Raw genomic sequence first — 14,784 nt, forward strand, 5'->3', positions numbered from 1 at the left:
CCCCACATTGGCACAGATCTCAATACCCTGTCCCTCGTCCCCGCCAATATCGGGAACCAGTACTTGTTTCATATCAGCCATTCTGCTTCACCTCTTACGCGTGCTGTGGGTCGATCTTGTCGGCGTCGATGCCATATTCGGCAATGGTCTTGGCCAAAACATCTACCGGCAGCTCGTTGCGGTCCACCAGCGACTTGAGCGCAGCAACCACGATGAACTTGGCATCCACTTCGAAGTGGTGACGCAGGTTGGCGCGGCTGTCAGAGCGGCCGAAACCGTCGGTACCCAGCACCTTGTAGTCACAAGGCACATAAGCGCGCAGCTGCTCGCCATAGATCTTCATGTAATCGGTCGCCACAATCGCAGGCGCATCTTTTGCCAGCACTGTGCTTACATAAGGCACCTTGGCGGTTTCAGTTGGGTGCAGCATGTTCCAGCGCTCAACCGCCTGACCATCACGCGCCAGTTCGTTGAAGCTGGTAACGCTGAACACATCTGTGCTGATACCGAAGTCTTTCGCCAGCGCCTGTGCCGCCTTGCGTACTTGCTCGAGAATAGTGCCGCAACCCATCAGCTGGACTTTGCCTTTACCGGAACCGGCAACGCTTTCCAACTTGTAGATACCCTTGACTATGCCCTCTTCCACGCCTTGTGGCATTTCAGGCTGAACATAGTTCTCGTTCATTGTGGTCAGGTAGTAGAAGATATCTTCCTGATCTTCGCCATACATGCGGCGAATACCATCCTGAACGATAACGGCAATTTCATAACCATAGGTTGGGTCATAGCTGATGCAGTTAGGAATGGTGTTGGCCAGAATATGGCTGTGACCATCCTGGTGCTGCAAACCTTCGCCGTTCAGCGTAGTCCGGCCGGAAGTACCACCGACCAGGAAGCCACGGGCGCGCATGTCGCCGGCGGCCCAGGCCAGATCGCCGATCCGCTGGAAACCGAACATGGAGTAATAGATGTAGAAAGGGATCATCGGCGTATCATTGACCGAGTAGCTGGTCGCAGCCGATACCCAAGAGGACATGGCGCCCAGCTCGTTAATCCCTTCCTGCAGCACCTGACCGGACTTGTCCTCACGATAGTAAGCAACCTGATCCGCATCCTGAGGCACATATTTCTGCCCTTCATGAGCATAGATACCCACTTGACGGAACAGACCTTCCATACCAAAGGTACGGGCCTCATCCGGGATGATAGGTACTATCTTCTTGCCTATGCCCTTATCTTTCAGCAAGGCAGTCAATACCCGCACAAAAGCCATGGTAGAAGAGATCTCACGGCCGTTGGAGCCTTTGAGAACCGCATCAAAAATTTTCAGTGAAGGCACTTGCAGCTCTTCGCTGAACTTCTGCCGACGGGCAGGCAGATAACCCATCAGGGCCTCACGGCGTTCCTTGAGGTATTTGACCTCTTCGGAGTCCGGTCCCGGATGGTAGAAGGGGATTTCATCCAGCTTGTCATCAGAGATTGGGATGTTGAAGCGGTCACGGAAGTGACGAATGGCTTCAATGTCCATCTTCTTGACGTTATGGGCAATGTTTTTGCCTTCACCGGCATCACCCAGACCATAACCTTTCACTGTCTTGGCCAGAATAACGGTTGGGCGACCCTTGGTCTTCTTGGCTCTATCGAGCGCGGCGTAAATCTTCACCGGATCGTGACCACCACGGTTCAGGCGCCAGATGTCATCATCAGACATGTTGGCTACCATCTCGGCGGTTTCAGGATACTTACCGAAGAAGTGTTCACGGGTCCAGGCACCGCCTTTGGCTTTACAGTTCTGGTATTCACCGTCAACGGTTTCGTTCATCAGTTGCAGCAGCTTACCGCTGGTGTCACTGGCCAGCAATGGATCCCAGTAACGGCCCCAGATAACCTTGACCACTTCCCAACCGGCGCCGCGGAATTCACCTTCCAGCTCCTGGATGATCTTGCCGTTACCGCGTACAGGGCCGTCGAGACGCTGCAGGTTACAGTTAACGATAAACACCAGGTTATCCAGCTCTTCACGAGCGGCCAGACCGATGGCACCCAGCGCTTCCGGCTCGTCACACTCGCCGTCGCCCAGGAAGCAATACACGGTTTGCTCGGAGCAATCCTTGATACCACGGTCAGTCAGGTACTTAAGGAAGCGCGCCTGATAAATGGCCTGGATAGGGCCCAGACCCATGGAAACCGTAGGGAACTGCCAGTAATCAGGCATCAGCTTGGGATGCGGATAGGAGGACAGGCCTTTGCCATCCACTTCCTGACGGAAGTTGGCCAGCTGTTCTTCACTCAGACGACCTTCGAGGAAAGAACGGGCATAGATGCCGGGGGCAATGTGGCCCTGGAAGTAAACCAGGTCGCCGCCGTCTTTCTCGTTGGGAGCACGGAAGAAGTGGTTAAAGCACACATCATAGATAGTGGCACTGGATGAGAAACTGGAAATATGACCACCAAGCTCCAGATCTTTCTTGGAACCACGCAGTACCATAGCCAACGCGTTCCAACGCACAATGGCGCGAATGCGACGTTCCATCTCCTGGTTGCCCGGCATATGAGGCTCTTGCCCGGCAGGAATGGTATTCAGGTAAGCAGTAGTGGCAGTGTAAGGCAGGTGAGTACCGTTACGGCGAGCCTTGTCGATCAGCTTTTCCAACAGGTAATGAGCACGTTCGGGACCTTCCTGCTCCAATACGGCTTGCAGGGATTCTACCCATTCCTGTGTCTCTAACGGATCCAAGTCTTGTAGCATATTTTCAGACATGACACTGTCCTTCTATACATTGTATTAATAGTGATTGCGACGTCCTAAGGTGGGCACTGGGCCGACCCTGGGCTACACGCCGCTCTTCAAACGGCGCAAGCTACGCTGCAACCGGCTATCTTCTTCCCGTACCGACAACATGACTTCCTCGATATAACTCAAGTGGTCATTGGACGCTTCACGCGCGGCTTCGGGATCGCGGCGAATAATAGCGGCCAGCAAAGCCCGCCTATGTTTATTCGCCATGGATGAAGCTTCTTCACGACGGCTCAGAAGCTCCAGGTTTTGCGCCACATTCTGATGCAGCACAGGAGTTAAACTCAGCACCAGGTGCAGCATAGCAACATTATGTGATGCCTCGGCTACCGCCCGGTAAAAATGCACAATGGCGGCCGCTTGCGCTTCAATTCCCTCGGCGTCTTCCACTTCCTGGATCATTCGCTGGATATTCTGCATATCGGCGTCAGTTCCGCGCAGGGCGGCAAAATAAGCCATCATGCCTTCGGTGGCATGACGGAACTCCAGCAAGTCATATTGACTCTCCGGATCACCCTGCATAAGTTCGACTATGGGATCGGCAAGACTCTGCCACAACTGTTCTTTAACGTAGGTACCACCGCCTTGGCGGCGCAGCAATAATCCTTTTGCTTCCAGCTTTTGAATCGCTTCCCGCAATGAGGGACGGGAGACTTCAAATTGCAACGCCAACTCGCGTTCAGGAGGTAACTTCTGACCCGGCTGCAAGCTGCCTTCCAGGATCATCTGCTCCAACTGATTCATGATGACGTCAGAAATCTTTGGCTGACTGATTTTGCTATAAGCCATCTGGCCCTCAGCTCCTATTGTAAATTGGTCTTACCAATTTCTACGAGTGAGCGCACTTTATCAAATCACACTTTTAAAGTCCAGTTAGTGATCTGCATCAAGTCAACTCACGATGTGTGAGCATAGCCTATATTTTTCCCTCTGGGGTCAGACCAATTAACAAGCAGCTTCGGGCCCTGTTTGCGGCAAAGCCCTGGTTAAACCCAAGCCCCGCCGCAGCAAAACCGCAAACACACTTATTCGGCACTAACTCACCAGACCAAAAATGGTCAACAGCGACAAAATAGTAAGCAGTAAAGTTGAGTTACGCTTACTCAAGGCCAGCAGTGCCAAGGTAGACTGTACCGACACAGGCACATCTTCATCATCCGGCAGAGTTTCAGCAGCCAGCGCCACTTGGGTCACTATCTCCCTGGGCGTCGCCTCCCGTTTCAACGCCAACTGGCACCATAACGGAAAAGCATTGCTGAAATGACCGCAAAGCACATAACCAAAACCTATGATCCGTGCCGGCAACCAGTCGAGCCAATACAGCAGCTTATCTACCACAGGCCACTCTTTAGCCAAGCGTTGGCGCCTTTCATCAAAAAAACGCACGCTGCAATAAAACACCGCGCCTACCGGACCAAATAGAATAAAGAACAGCGCCACGGCGCCATAATAGCGGTAGTTGAGCCAGGCCACGCTCTGGCCTACCCTGGCGCCCAACTCGCGTTCGCTGACCGCATCCAGGCATTCACTGCAGTCCAGCTCTCCGGCGAAATGAAAACTGGCTTGCACATCACCGCGGCAAGCAGCCTGCACATATCGCTTAAATAAACGCCTTTGATATTGGTGGGAAAAACACACTACCGCCAGCGCCACCCACAGCAGCAGCGAAGGCAAGCCCCAAAACCATCCATCCACAACCCACAACGCCACCGCCACACTTACAGCCGGTAGCAAGAGCGCCAGTATCATGCCTGTTGTGGTACTCAGCTGGCTGTCGGTAAACATCTGCCTTTGATACCAGCGCAGCCCACTGTCCAACTGCCAACGAGCCGGCAGCAGTTTCAAACGTTCAACAATAATCGCGATCAACAGGGAAAACAGTGCCATCTCTTCTTCTCCATGCTCTCTTTAGGCCTGTGGCCATCTCAAAGCGACACGCGTCACAGCGCCTGCAGATACCTTTGCCAATCAAACCCCGGGCCCGGGTCTGTCTTGCGCCCAGGGGCAATATCGCTGTGACCTACTATTCTCTCTTTGGTGATATCCGGGTAGGCCAACCGTAAACTTTGGCTCAGGGTAATAAGTTTATGGTACTGCGCCTCGGTAAAGCCGGAATCGTCTGTGCCCTCCAACTCTATGCCGACGGCAAAGTCATTACAGCCGCTACGACCGGCAAAGTTAGATACCCCGGCATGCCAGGCGCGCTGGTCGACCGAAACATATTGGCGCAATTCACCATCACGGCGAATAAGAAAATGCGCCGACACTTCCAGCCCCTTAAGCTCGGCAAAGCTGGGATCGGCTTCAGTATCCAAGGTTCCCAAAAACAGCTGCTCTATATAAGGCAGACCAAAACAGCCGGCTGGCAGACTGATATTATGGATCACCAGAAGGCTCACCTCGCCATCGGGCCTGTGATTAAAGTGAGGTGAAGGGCTAGGCTCAGCCTCTTTATACCAGCCTTCAACCCATAGTTGCTGCGCCAAATGCTCACTCCCCTGACTCTGATAACCATACATACAGCAGCACCTTGACTGTAGTCACATTGGCTCAAAATAACTTTGAGCCCAGCCACAGCCAATTGAACCTCCAACACAATACCAGCAGCGCCCCTTATTATGCTAATCTAGCAGCATAAATTTCCTCTATAATCCCGAGTCAATCAAGGACGCGTATCATGCTCGAAAATGATATCAGGGTCAGTGTCAAAGCCGCACTGGACGAAGATCTTGGCCACCAGAAGGCCTCCGAGGGCGATATCACAGCCCTGTTGATCCCGGCAGACAAATATGCCGAAGCTACCCTTATTACCCGCGAAGAAGGTGTTTTCTGTGGTAAAGCCTGGGCCGAGCAGGTATTTAACCAGCTCGGAGGCGAAGTGGCCCTGCACTGGCATGTGGATGATGGCGATCTTGTGCTGCCCAATCAGCTGCTGTGTGAACTCTCCGGCCCGGCGCGCCTGCTGCTCACCGGCGAGCGCACCATGATGAACTTTATTCAAACCCTCTCAGGCGTAGCCAGCCTGACCAAGATTTACTGCGACAAACTGGCGGGCACTCAATGTCGTTTGCTCGATACCCGCAAGACCCTTCCCGGCCTGCGGACGGCGCAAAAATATGCCGTCACCTGCGGCGGCGGCAAAAACCACCGCATAGGTTTGTTCGACGCCTTTCTGATCAAAGAGAACCATATTATGGCCTGCGGCGGTATCGCCAAGGCGATTGCGGCCGCACGTGCACTGCGCCCGGACAAACCTGTGGAAGTCGAAGTAGAAACCCTGCAGGAGCTGGCGCAAGCGCTGGAGGGCGGCGCCGATATTGTTATGTTGGACAACTTCGATGTCACCATGATGCTGCAGGCAGTAGAGCTCAATAATGGCTTTAAGGCCAAGGGACTGGGTGCCAAACTGGAAGTTTCCGGCGATGTCACTCTGGAAACCATAACTGCCTTCGCCCAAACCGGTGTCGACTTTATCTCGGTCGGCGCCCTGACCAAGCATGTACGGGCCATGGATCTCTCCATGCGCCTCAAAGGCTGAGATCTTGGCAGGCATACCCCTAACGCCAGGGGTATGCCGATTTCAGCACAAATATCACCCCAGCAGGCGTTAACCGCCAAGCCCCACCGTTAACCGCACAATACTCATCCGCTTGCCATTGCAGCTTGCAGCATCTGCGCCTTATTCTGAGTCAAGCTCTCGCCACTCCACTGAAAACCGCCGCCCCAAGCCCGCCGCCCCAAGACGGCCCCTGCCCTGACTCTGCCCAAGCCCAGCCCCTAACTCAGCCCCTGAATCTGCCCCTGGCCCGTCAGATGACTTTATCCCAGGGTAATATTCGTCCTCAGGCAGACACGGTTTGTGCACCTCACTCGGCACCAGTATAAAACTCATGCATAAAGCCCATGCACAAAACCTGTGCATGAAACCCCACATAGGTAAAACCAGCTATAAAAAACCACCCATCCCCCAAAAAAATCTGCCCCAAAATCCGCTCCCAACCCCCAACAAAAACAAACAAACCATTAACAACCTTATTTACCACCAAAGGGGAGCCAAGCATTTTTTTGACAACGCCACATCCCTGACACAAACAGGGCAAAGCGTCAAAATATTGTTACCGGCAAAACTTGGTGGTGGGTAACAATTTTGATTTTTTCCGCTATTTCAGGTGGTTTTTTCACTATTACAGATTCCCTTTTTAGTAACTTTATACTAACTTTTAGGGCAGGCGAGATGGCCGCGTCGGCCAACCTCACCGACAAGGTAACCACCCAAACTGCTATTTTATGACACACAATAAAGTTACAAATGTAAAAATTGTGATTTGAGTAAATGCTCAGTTCCTTGAGGTGCGGTTTGCCGGAACGACATACGATAAATTTAAATGATTTTGCTGAACTGATTGAGTCTGGATCCAGATAGGCTTTGGGGTCATCCCCACTAAGCTGGCAAGCCGGAAAAACCGCCTGAATATTTACAGGCATCACAGGAATACGAGTAACAGGGAATCGAGTTACCGATTCACTCAAGACGGCAACAATGGAGAAAGCAAATGAAAGCTATCAAACTCAACAAGCGTGCTCAGGGCTTTACCCTGATCGAATTGATGATCGTTGTCGCGATCATAGGTATTCTGGCGGCCATCGCACTGCCTGCGTATCAAGATTACACTAAAAAATCCCGCTTTTCAGAAGTAACAACTGCTGTTGGAGCTCTTAGAACTGCTGTAACAGTGTGTGCTCAAGCAGGAGGAACAGCCTGTGCAACTCCTGGTGGCGATGGGATCCCTGCAGATATTACAGTTGCAACCAAGAATCTCTCATCCCTTAAGCTGACAGGTACTAACGCCGCCCCTGTTATAACAGGTATTGGTACTGCTGAGGCTGGTGGTTGGACCTATACATTAACTGGTACAAATAATGCTGGAGTAATTACTTGGGTTGCCTCTGGTGACTGTCTAGCAGCAGGGGCTTGTAAACAGTAATTTTAACTTAGAGTAAGTGTCGTAGAATGCCTACTACCGGCCTCCATTTAGGATTATCGACGCTATTTATCCGTAAGGGGTTGCTCAACGAGAGCAGCCTGACGGAGGCCATCAAGCAGTCGCAAAACAGCAAGCAAGCCCTGGTCACCACCCTGGTGACCAGTAAGCTTTTATCTGCCCGTAGCATAGCCGAGCTCTGTTATGAGGAGTACGGCACCCCGCTGCTGGATCTCAATGAGTTTGACCTAAGCAGTATTCCGGATGAGTTTCTCAACAAGAAACTGATCGACAAACACAGATGCCTGCCGCTGTTCAAGCGCGGCAACCGCCTCTATATCGCCACCTCGGATCCCACCAATATCGCCGCCCTGGAAGACTTTCAGTTCAGCGCCGGCCTGCATGCCGAAGCGATACTGGTCGAAGAGGACAAGTTAGCCAAAGCGCTGGAAAAGGTACTGGAAGAGGACTTGAGCTCGCTGGATCTCGATGGCCTGGATGAAGAGTCCCTCGCCGGCATCGAAGTCACAGATACCGACAAGCGCCCGGAAGACAACAGCGAAGGCAAGGACGATGCCCCCATCGTCATCTATATCAATAAAATTCTCACCGATGCCATCCGTAAGGGCGCGTCGGATCTGCATTTTGAACCCTACGAGAAGCGCTACCGCATCCGTTTTCGTATTGATGGCATACTCCATGAGGTGTCCGAGCCGCCGATTTCACTTTCCGGACGGATATCGGCTCGCTTAAAGGTAATGTCCAAGCTGGATATCGCCGAGCGCCGGGTGCCCCAGGATGGCCGCATCAAGATGCGGCTGTCGCGCAACAAGAGCATAGATTTTCGGGTCAGCACCCTGCCCACCCTCTGGGGCGAAAAGATAGTGATGCGGATCCTCGACTCCTCTTCGGCGCAGTTGGGCATAGAAAAGCTCGGCTATGAGGAAGACCAGAAACAAGCCTATATGGAGATGCTGGCAAGACCCCAGGGGATGATCCTGGTTACCGGCCCCACGGGGTCAGGGAAAACCGTGTCCCTCTATACCGGCCTCAATATTCTCAATACCGAGGAGCGCAATATCAGCACCGCCGAAGATCCGGTGGAGATTAACCTCGAAGGGGTTAACCAGGTGCATATCAACCCCAAGGCCGGGTTAACCTTCGCCTCGGCGCTGCGATCCTTCCTGCGTCAGGATCCGGACGTGGTGATGGTAGGGGAAATTCGCGATCTGGAAACCGCCGAAATCGCCATCAAGGCGGCACAAACCGGCCACTTGGTGCTCTCGACCCTGCACACCAACTCATCGGCCGAAACCCTCACCCGTTTGCTCAATATGGGCGTACCCGGCTACAACATTGCCAGCTCAGTCAATCTGATTATTGCCCAGCGCCTGGCCCGCCGTCTCTGCCCCGAGTGCCGACAAGCGGAAGAGATCCCCGAACATGAACTGCTGCAGCTGGGATTCAGCCAGCAACAGATAGATAGCGGTTTTACCGTTTATAAGCCCTGCGGCTGTGAGCACTGCTCCGGCGGTTACAAGGGCCGGGTCGGTATCTATGAGGTGATGAAGATGTCCGATGAAATTGCCAGAACCATTATGGAAGGTGGTAATTCACTGCAGATTGCCGCTACCGCCAAGCAGCAGGGAATGAGGGATTTGCGCCTGTCTGGCCTGCTTAAAGTCATTCAGGGCGTCACCAGCATTGCCGAGGTCAACCGGGTAACCAGTTACTGATGCCTGCCAAGCCAGACAGCGACTGTGATATCCAAAGCCGGCGTGCCAAAGCGTGAGTGCCATAGCATAAGCGCCACAACATGAGTGCTTAACGCCATTCGCTGCAGGCAGGCCAGGGTTAACCCGACTAAAATAATATGCAGGCACGGCAAACCGTTTATTCCAAGGAACTATTATGGCCACAGCAACGGCAACAGCTAAAAATAATAAAGCCAAAACCAAAGGTGCCAAGGCTCAAGCCAAGATCTACACCTTCACCTGGAAAGGTCTTAACCGCGATGGCAAGCAAAGCTCCGGCGAATTGCGCGGCGCCAGCATTGCCGAAATCAAAAGCTTACTGAAAAACCAGGGGATTAATCCCAAACTGGTACGTAAAAAGTCTGCCTCTCTCTTTGGCGGTGATAAAAAAATCAAGCCGATGGATATCGCGGTGATCACCCGCCAGATAGCCACCATGCTGGCCGCAGGTGTGCCCTTGGTGACCTCCATCGAGTTGATTGCCCGCGGCCATGAGAAAAACAAGGTGCGTATTTTGCTGGGCACTGTGCTGGCCGATGTTCAGGCAGGTATTCCCCTTTCCGACGCACTGCGCCCCCACAGGGCTTATTTCGATGATCTCTATGTCGACCTGGTGGCCGCCGGGGAACATTCCGGCTCTCTGGATGCGGTGTTTGACCGTATCGCGACCTACAGAGAGAAAGCCGAGGCGCTCAAATCCAAGATTAAAAAAGCCATGTTCTATCCCGCGGCGGTAGTTGTGGTTGCCATAGCAGTTACTGTGCTGCTATTGCTGTTTGTGGTACCTCAGTTCGAAAGTATCTTTGCCGGCTTTGGCGCTGAACTGCCCGCCTTTACCCAACTGATAGTTAATATAAGCCGTTGGCTGCAAAGTACCTGGTATCTGTTTCTCGCGGCGATTGTTATCGGGGTTTGGCTGTTTGTCCGCGCCCATCGCAACTCGGAAAAGTTTCGTAACCGTATCGATGAAATGGTGCTTAAAATTCCCCTGATTGGCGAAATCCTCCATAAGGCTGCCATGGCCCGTTTCGCCCGCACCCTGGCTACTACCTTTGCCGCCGGGGTACCGCTGATTGATGGCCTGGAGTCTGCCGCCGGCGCTTCGGGTAACTATGTCTACCGCAAGGCCCTGCTGAATGTACGTACCGAAGTGATGGCCGGTATGCAGATGAACGTAGCTATGCGTACCACCAAGCTGTTTCCCGATATGCTGATCCAGATGGTGATGATAGGTGAGGAATCCGGTTCACTGGATAATATGCTCAACAAGATAGCCAATATTTATGAGATGCAGGTAGATGACGCCGTAGACGGGCTTTCCAGCCTGATTGAACCCATTATGATGGTGGTCATAGGTACTCTGGTAGGCGGTCTTATTGTAGGTATGTACCTGCCTATCTTCCAAATGGGTAACGTGGTAGGTTAAACCTCAGTATCAAAGCCGGTGCAATAATAACAAGCAGCACTTTTAACACCATTTTTAGGGCAGTGTAATATTCGATGTCAGACTTTATTGCCATATTGAGCCACAATCTGTGGCTCTTTCTTGTTCTCTGTTTTCTGTTTGCCTCTGTGATAGGCAGCTTTCTCAATGTAGTGATCCACCGCCTGCCGGTAATGATGAAGCGCGAATGGCAGCAGGAATGCAATCAATACCTGCAGGAATACCAACCCGAACTCACTAAACAGATAGGTGAAGCCAAGCTCAATGCTGCAATAGATAACTACCCGGCCAAGTACAATCTGTTACTGCCAAAGTCTGCCTGCCCCAAGTGTGGTGCTCATATCAAACCCTGGCACAACTTACCCATAATCGGCTACCTGATGCTTGGCGGTAAATGCGCCGCCTGTAAAGACAAAATCTCGGCCAGGTATCCTCTGTTCGAGTTGTTGACGGCACTACTCATTTGTACGCTCGCTTGGCACTTTGGCCCAACATTGCAGTTTGCCTATGCAACTATTCTGACCTTTGGACTGATAGCCCTCAGCGGCATAGATTTAGATGAGATGCTACTGCCTGATCAGCTTACCCTGCCGCTGCTGTGGCTCGGTTTACTGATTAATATCTCCGGCACTTTTACCAGCATTACCGATGCCACCATAGGCGCCGCAGCCGGTTATTTAAGCCTCTGGTCTATCTACTGGCTGTTCAAATTAATCACCGGCAAGGAAGGCATGGGCTATGGCGACTTCAAGCTTATGGCCTTATTTGGCGCCTGGCTGGGCTGGCAGATGCTGCCACTGATAATTCTGCTCTCTTCTTTGGTGGGCGCCCTGGTAGGTGTGTTACTCATAGTGTTCAAGAACCTCAATCGGGGTAACCCCATTCCCTTTGGCCCCTATATTGCCATAGCAGGTTGGGTTGCCCTGGTGTGGGGGCAACAGATAGTTGACTGGTACTTGGGAACACTTTAAATGGCGAACTTTATTGTAGGCCTCACCGGGGGCATAGGCAGCGGTAAAACGACAGTAGCCAATCTGTTTGCCGAGCAAGGCATTGTCTTGGTTGATGCCGATATCATTGCCAGAGAAGTAGTCGCAAAAGGCTCAGATGGCCTTAAGCAAATTGGCGATAAATTTGGCCCTCAGATGCTGACACCTGAGGGCACCCTGAATAGGGCGGCGCTGAGGGAACAGATATTTCATCATCCGCAAGACAGGGAGTGGCTCAATGCCCTGTTGCATCCCATGATACGTACCCGCATGCTGGAACGGCTTGAGACGGCGGCTTCTCCTTATGTCATTATGGTGGTTCCCTTACTGTTTGAGAACGGCCTGGACAAACTGGCAGATCGCACATTAGTTGTAGATATTTCACCCAAATTACAATTGCAGCGAACTATTGAACGGGACATGGTGTCTAAGGAGCAGGTTCAAAACATTATCAATAGCCAGAGCGACCGCCAGAGCCGACTCGATAAGGCCGATGATGTGATTGACAATCAGGGAGAGATCGACGCGTTACAGGCCCAGGTACTGGCGCTGCATAATAAATACTTACAGCTGGCAGACATTAAAAATTCATGAACACGACAGAACTGATATTCGAACAGCCGCTAAATGAAAAGATCCGTAGTTATCTGCGTCTGGAATATCTCGCTCGTCAATTGGATAACAACCTGCAGCAAGATCATCAACACAGATGCTTCTATCCGCTTTTCTCTCTCTGTGAACTTACCGAACGCTGTGATTACCGCAGCGAAGTCATCAAAGACATCGACCGCCAATTAATCCAGCTGCAAAACTGGCAACAGCAGGAACAAGTCGATCAACAACAGCTACAGCACTATCTTGAACAATTCTCCCATGCCAGGGAAGAGCTGCAACACCCGCAGCGTCCAGGTAGCCAGCTGAAACAAGACAGATTTATATCGGCGCTCAGACAGAGATTCAGTATGCCTGGTGCTTGCTGTAACTTCGATCTGCCGCAGCTCCACTTTTGGCTGGCGAAACCTTGGGAAGAACGCAGCCAAGAGTATCGCCAATGGACCAACCACTTCAGGAGTTTACTGCAACCTATCAGCCTGCTGTTGCAACTAACCCGCATGAGCTGTGAGTACCGAGAGGCTGTCGCCCATGCCGGCTTTTATCAAGGCGATAGTCAACAAAGCCTGTCACTGGTTAGAGTCAAGCTTGACGCCGAACAGGGCTGCTACCCCACCATAAGTGGCCATAGGAATCGTTTTGCCATTCACTTTGTCCAGTTTGAACAGCAGAAACATTCAGACAGAACGGTCAAATTCCTACTGGCGACCTGCGGCTAAACTCTTTACCATGGGCGCCATCAGTTAGCCCGAGAGACACAAAAATGCCTATCACAGTTAAGTGCCCCACCTGTCAAAAAGAGGTGGAATGGAGCCCTGAATCCAAATTCAAGCCCTTCTGTAGCGAGCGTTGTAAACTCATAGATCTTGGAGATTGGGCCTCAGAGAAACATGCTATCCCGGTGAAGCCAGAATTTGATCAGCAGATGCTGGATGAGCTGGGTTACGATGAAGGCAATTTCTTCAAGGATCAATCATGACCAAAAGAGTTCATGTCGCAGTCGGTATTATCAAATCCGGCGAACAGATCCTACTGGCCAAGCGCCATGGGCATCTGCATCAAGGTGGAAAATGGGAGTTCCCCGGCGGTAAAGTCGAAACCGGCGAAACCGTCACCCAAGCACTCGCCAGAGAACTCACAGAAGAAGTCGGCCTCAACATAGCAGATTCCACTCCTTTTATGTTGTTGTCTTATGACTATCCCGACAAACAAGTATTACTGGATATTCACCTGGTCACTGAATTCAGTGGTACGGCTTATGGCGTCGAGGGACAGCAAGTCGAGTGGGTACACTTGGAAAAGCTCCCGGAATACACCTTCCCGGACGCCAACCAACCTATTCTTGATAAAATCCTGACAGAGTTTTCAAACTAAGCCCTAAGCCAGCCGCCTAAGCTGGCTTTTTATTATCCCTGTCTTGTCGATGCAGATGTCCCAAATCACCTCTGCAGAGGTCATCGTTGCTGGCGCAGGCTGGCATACTATGGATACGGCAACACCTTTCTCAAATCTCACTTTGATTAAGCTACCCGCCTATTCCCCAGATCTGAACCCGATGGAGCAAGTTTGGCAATGGCTCAGACAACACTGTCTTTCCAACCGAGTATTCGATTGCTACGAGCAAATTGTTGAGTAAGCATCCCGAGCCTGGAATACCTTCATTGAGAATACTGGTCGGGTGAAATCTCTGTGCTCCAGGGGCTGGATAGATCAGGGACTGGATAAATCTGACCAGATAAACCAGTCGAGCCATTCTCAACATATCCACAGCACCATCTCACATGGGGGCGAAAGACATCTGCTCATCAAGCACAGCTTGATAGATGGCTGTAGCGCGAAGCAGCTTGGCTGCGAGCTGAGGGGCACACACTGCGCCAGCAGCTTTGGGCTGCATGTCGCTGGAAACGAGACAAACAAAAGGGCCCTAGCTAAATGCTAGGGCCCTTTTGTTACTGTTTTGTCTTCACTCATTTCTTTAATAAAGAGTAAAAAGTGAAAACCAAAGTGGCGTCTGGCGATGGCCAGCTTCGAGCAAGCTCTGCGCGTTCGTTTGTCGCATCAAACTGAGTTTGATAAACACGACAACCTCACCCTACTCCACATGGGATTGTGCCTCACTGCGTTCGGACTCTTTATCTTCCCCATGTGAGAGTGGATATATCAAAATGCTATTAAAACGAAAAATCCCCAACACAGAGTGCTGGGG

The 14,784-nt window shown here is 51.8% G+C and carries 14 protein-coding genes and 1 pseudogene; 10 read left to right on the plus strand and 5 right to left on the minus strand.

Translation table 11 applies throughout. The annotated features are described in order from the left end of the window. Positions 1 to 94: 94 nt before the first annotated feature. From aceE to ampD, 4 genes are all read right to left on the minus strand, one after another. Positions 95 to 2,761, minus strand: coding sequence for a pyruvate dehydrogenase (acetyl-transferring), homodimeric type (gene aceE / locus RC73_RS04810; RefSeq protein WP_039033588.1), 2,667 nt, complete (start codon positions 2,759 to 2,761; stop codon positions 95 to 97). Positions 2,762 to 2,833: 72 nt separating this feature from the next. Further along, positions 2,834 to 3,586, minus strand: a complete 753-nt coding sequence (pdhR, locus tag RC73_RS04815; protein ID WP_039033589.1) for a pyruvate dehydrogenase complex transcriptional repressor PdhR — start codon at positions 3,584 to 3,586, stop codon at positions 2,834 to 2,836. Positions 3,587 to 3,832: 246 nt separating this feature from the next. Then, on the minus strand, positions 3,833 to 4,684 hold the full coding sequence (gene ampE, locus RC73_RS04820; protein ID WP_039033590.1) for a beta-lactamase regulator AmpE: 852 nt from the start codon (positions 4,682 to 4,684) through the stop codon (positions 3,833 to 3,835). Between the two features lie 53 nt (positions 4,685 to 4,737). Next, on the minus strand, positions 4,738 to 5,316 hold the full coding sequence (gene ampD, locus RC73_RS04825) for a 1,6-anhydro-N-acetylmuramyl-L-alanine amidase AmpD (RefSeq protein WP_052247998.1): 579 nt from the start codon (positions 5,314 to 5,316) through the stop codon (positions 4,738 to 4,740). Between the two features lie 158 nt (positions 5,317 to 5,474). Here ampD and nadC point away from each other — a divergent pair, with 158 nt between their 5' ends. Beyond that, the gene (gene nadC, locus RC73_RS04830) at positions 5,475 to 6,335 is read left to right on the plus strand and encodes a carboxylating nicotinate-nucleotide diphosphorylase (RefSeq protein ID WP_039033591.1); all 861 of its coding nucleotides are present in this window, start codon (positions 5,475 to 5,477) and stop codon (positions 6,333 to 6,335) included. 566 nt (positions 6,336 to 6,901) lie between these two features. Here nadC and RC73_RS20460 read toward each other — a convergent pair. After that, positions 6,902 to 7,327 carry a hypothetical protein gene (locus RC73_RS20460; protein ID WP_144361854.1) on the minus strand — a complete coding sequence of 142 codons (426 nt, stop codon included), beginning with the start codon at positions 7,325 to 7,327 and terminating at the stop codon, positions 6,902 to 6,904. Between the two features lie 23 nt (positions 7,328 to 7,350). Between RC73_RS20460 and RC73_RS04840 the strand changes: the two genes are divergently transcribed. The 9 genes and pseudogenes from RC73_RS04840 to RC73_RS20040 form a co-directional block, all read left to right on the plus strand. Beyond that, positions 7,351 to 7,782: a pilin gene (locus tag RC73_RS04840; protein WP_039033593.1), complete on the plus strand. Its 432-nt coding sequence runs from the start codon at positions 7,351 to 7,353 to the stop codon at positions 7,780 to 7,782. Between the two features lie 26 nt (positions 7,783 to 7,808). Continuing rightward, positions 7,809 to 9,515, plus strand: a complete 1,707-nt coding sequence (gene pilB / locus RC73_RS04845; RefSeq protein ID WP_039033594.1) for a type IV-A pilus assembly ATPase PilB — start codon at positions 7,809 to 7,811, stop codon at positions 9,513 to 9,515. Positions 9,516 to 9,690: 175 nt separating this feature from the next. Further along, positions 9,691 to 10,959: a type II secretion system F family protein gene (locus tag RC73_RS04850; protein WP_039033595.1), complete on the plus strand. Its 1,269-nt coding sequence runs from the start codon at positions 9,691 to 9,693 to the stop codon at positions 10,957 to 10,959. A gap of 74 nt (positions 10,960 to 11,033) precedes the next feature. Further along, positions 11,034 to 11,948, plus strand: coding sequence for a prepilin peptidase (locus tag RC73_RS04855; RefSeq protein ID WP_039033596.1), 915 nt, complete (start codon positions 11,034 to 11,036; stop codon positions 11,946 to 11,948). After that, positions 11,949 to 12,560, plus strand: a complete 612-nt coding sequence (gene coaE, locus RC73_RS04860) for a dephospho-CoA kinase (protein WP_039033597.1) — start codon at positions 11,949 to 11,951, stop codon at positions 12,558 to 12,560. It begins immediately after the preceding gene. Continuing rightward, positions 12,557 to 13,297, plus strand: a complete 741-nt coding sequence (gene zapD, locus RC73_RS04865; RefSeq protein ID WP_039033598.1) for a cell division protein ZapD — start codon at positions 12,557 to 12,559, stop codon at positions 13,295 to 13,297. The genes coaE and zapD overlap by 4 nt, the downstream gene beginning before the upstream one ends. Before the next feature lie 44 nt (positions 13,298 to 13,341). Continuing rightward, positions 13,342 to 13,557: a DNA gyrase inhibitor YacG gene (gene yacG, locus RC73_RS04870; RefSeq protein WP_039033599.1), complete on the plus strand. Its 216-nt coding sequence runs from the start codon at positions 13,342 to 13,344 to the stop codon at positions 13,555 to 13,557. Then, positions 13,554 to 13,952: an 8-oxo-dGTP diphosphatase MutT gene (gene mutT / locus RC73_RS04875; protein ID WP_039033600.1), complete on the plus strand. Its 399-nt coding sequence runs from the start codon at positions 13,554 to 13,556 to the stop codon at positions 13,950 to 13,952. Before yacG ends, mutT begins: the two co-directional genes overlap by 4 nt. A gap of 73 nt (positions 13,953 to 14,025) precedes the next feature. After that, positions 14,026 to 14,283: pseudogene (locus RC73_RS20040) on the plus strand (transposase); the annotation flags it as partial. Between the last annotated feature and the right edge of the window lie 501 nt (positions 14,284 to 14,784).

The organism is Shewanella sp. ECSMB14102 (assembly GCF_000813075.1).
GTDB lineage: Bacteria > Pseudomonadota > Gammaproteobacteria > Enterobacterales > Shewanellaceae > Shewanella > Shewanella indica.

Coding starts and splice junctions, on each gene's coding strand:
- aceE (WP_039033588.1), bottom strand. CDS start 2,761: ATGTCTGAAAATATGCTACAAGACTTGGATCCGTTAGAGACACAGGAA.
- pdhR (WP_039033589.1), bottom strand. CDS start 3,586: ATGGCTTATAGCAAAATCAGTCAGCCAAAGATTTCTGACGTCATCATG.
- ampE (WP_039033590.1), bottom strand. CDS start 4,684: ATGGCACTGTTTTCCCTGTTGATCGCGATTATTGTTGAACGTTTGAAA.
- ampD (WP_052247998.1), bottom strand. CDS start 5,316: ATGTATGGTTATCAGAGTCAGGGGAGTGAGCATTTGGCGCAGCAACTA.
- nadC (WP_039033591.1), top strand. CDS start 5,475: ATGCTCGAAAATGATATCAGGGTCAGTGTCAAAGCCGCACTGGACGAA.
- RC73_RS04840 (WP_039033593.1), top strand. CDS start 7,351: ATGAAAGCTATCAAACTCAACAAGCGTGCTCAGGGCTTTACCCTGATC.
- pilB (WP_039033594.1), top strand. CDS start 7,809: ATGCCTACTACCGGCCTCCATTTAGGATTATCGACGCTATTTATCCGT.
- RC73_RS04850 (WP_039033595.1), top strand. CDS start 9,691: ATGGCCACAGCAACGGCAACAGCTAAAAATAATAAAGCCAAAACCAAA.
- RC73_RS04855 (WP_039033596.1), top strand. CDS start 11,034: ATGTCAGACTTTATTGCCATATTGAGCCACAATCTGTGGCTCTTTCTT.
- coaE (WP_039033597.1), top strand. CDS start 11,949: ATGGCGAACTTTATTGTAGGCCTCACCGGGGGCATAGGCAGCGGTAAA.
- zapD (WP_039033598.1), top strand. CDS start 12,557: ATGAACACGACAGAACTGATATTCGAACAGCCGCTAAATGAAAAGATC.
- yacG (WP_039033599.1), top strand. CDS start 13,342: ATGCCTATCACAGTTAAGTGCCCCACCTGTCAAAAAGAGGTGGAATGG.
- mutT (WP_039033600.1), top strand. CDS start 13,554: ATGACCAAAAGAGTTCATGTCGCAGTCGGTATTATCAAATCCGGCGAA.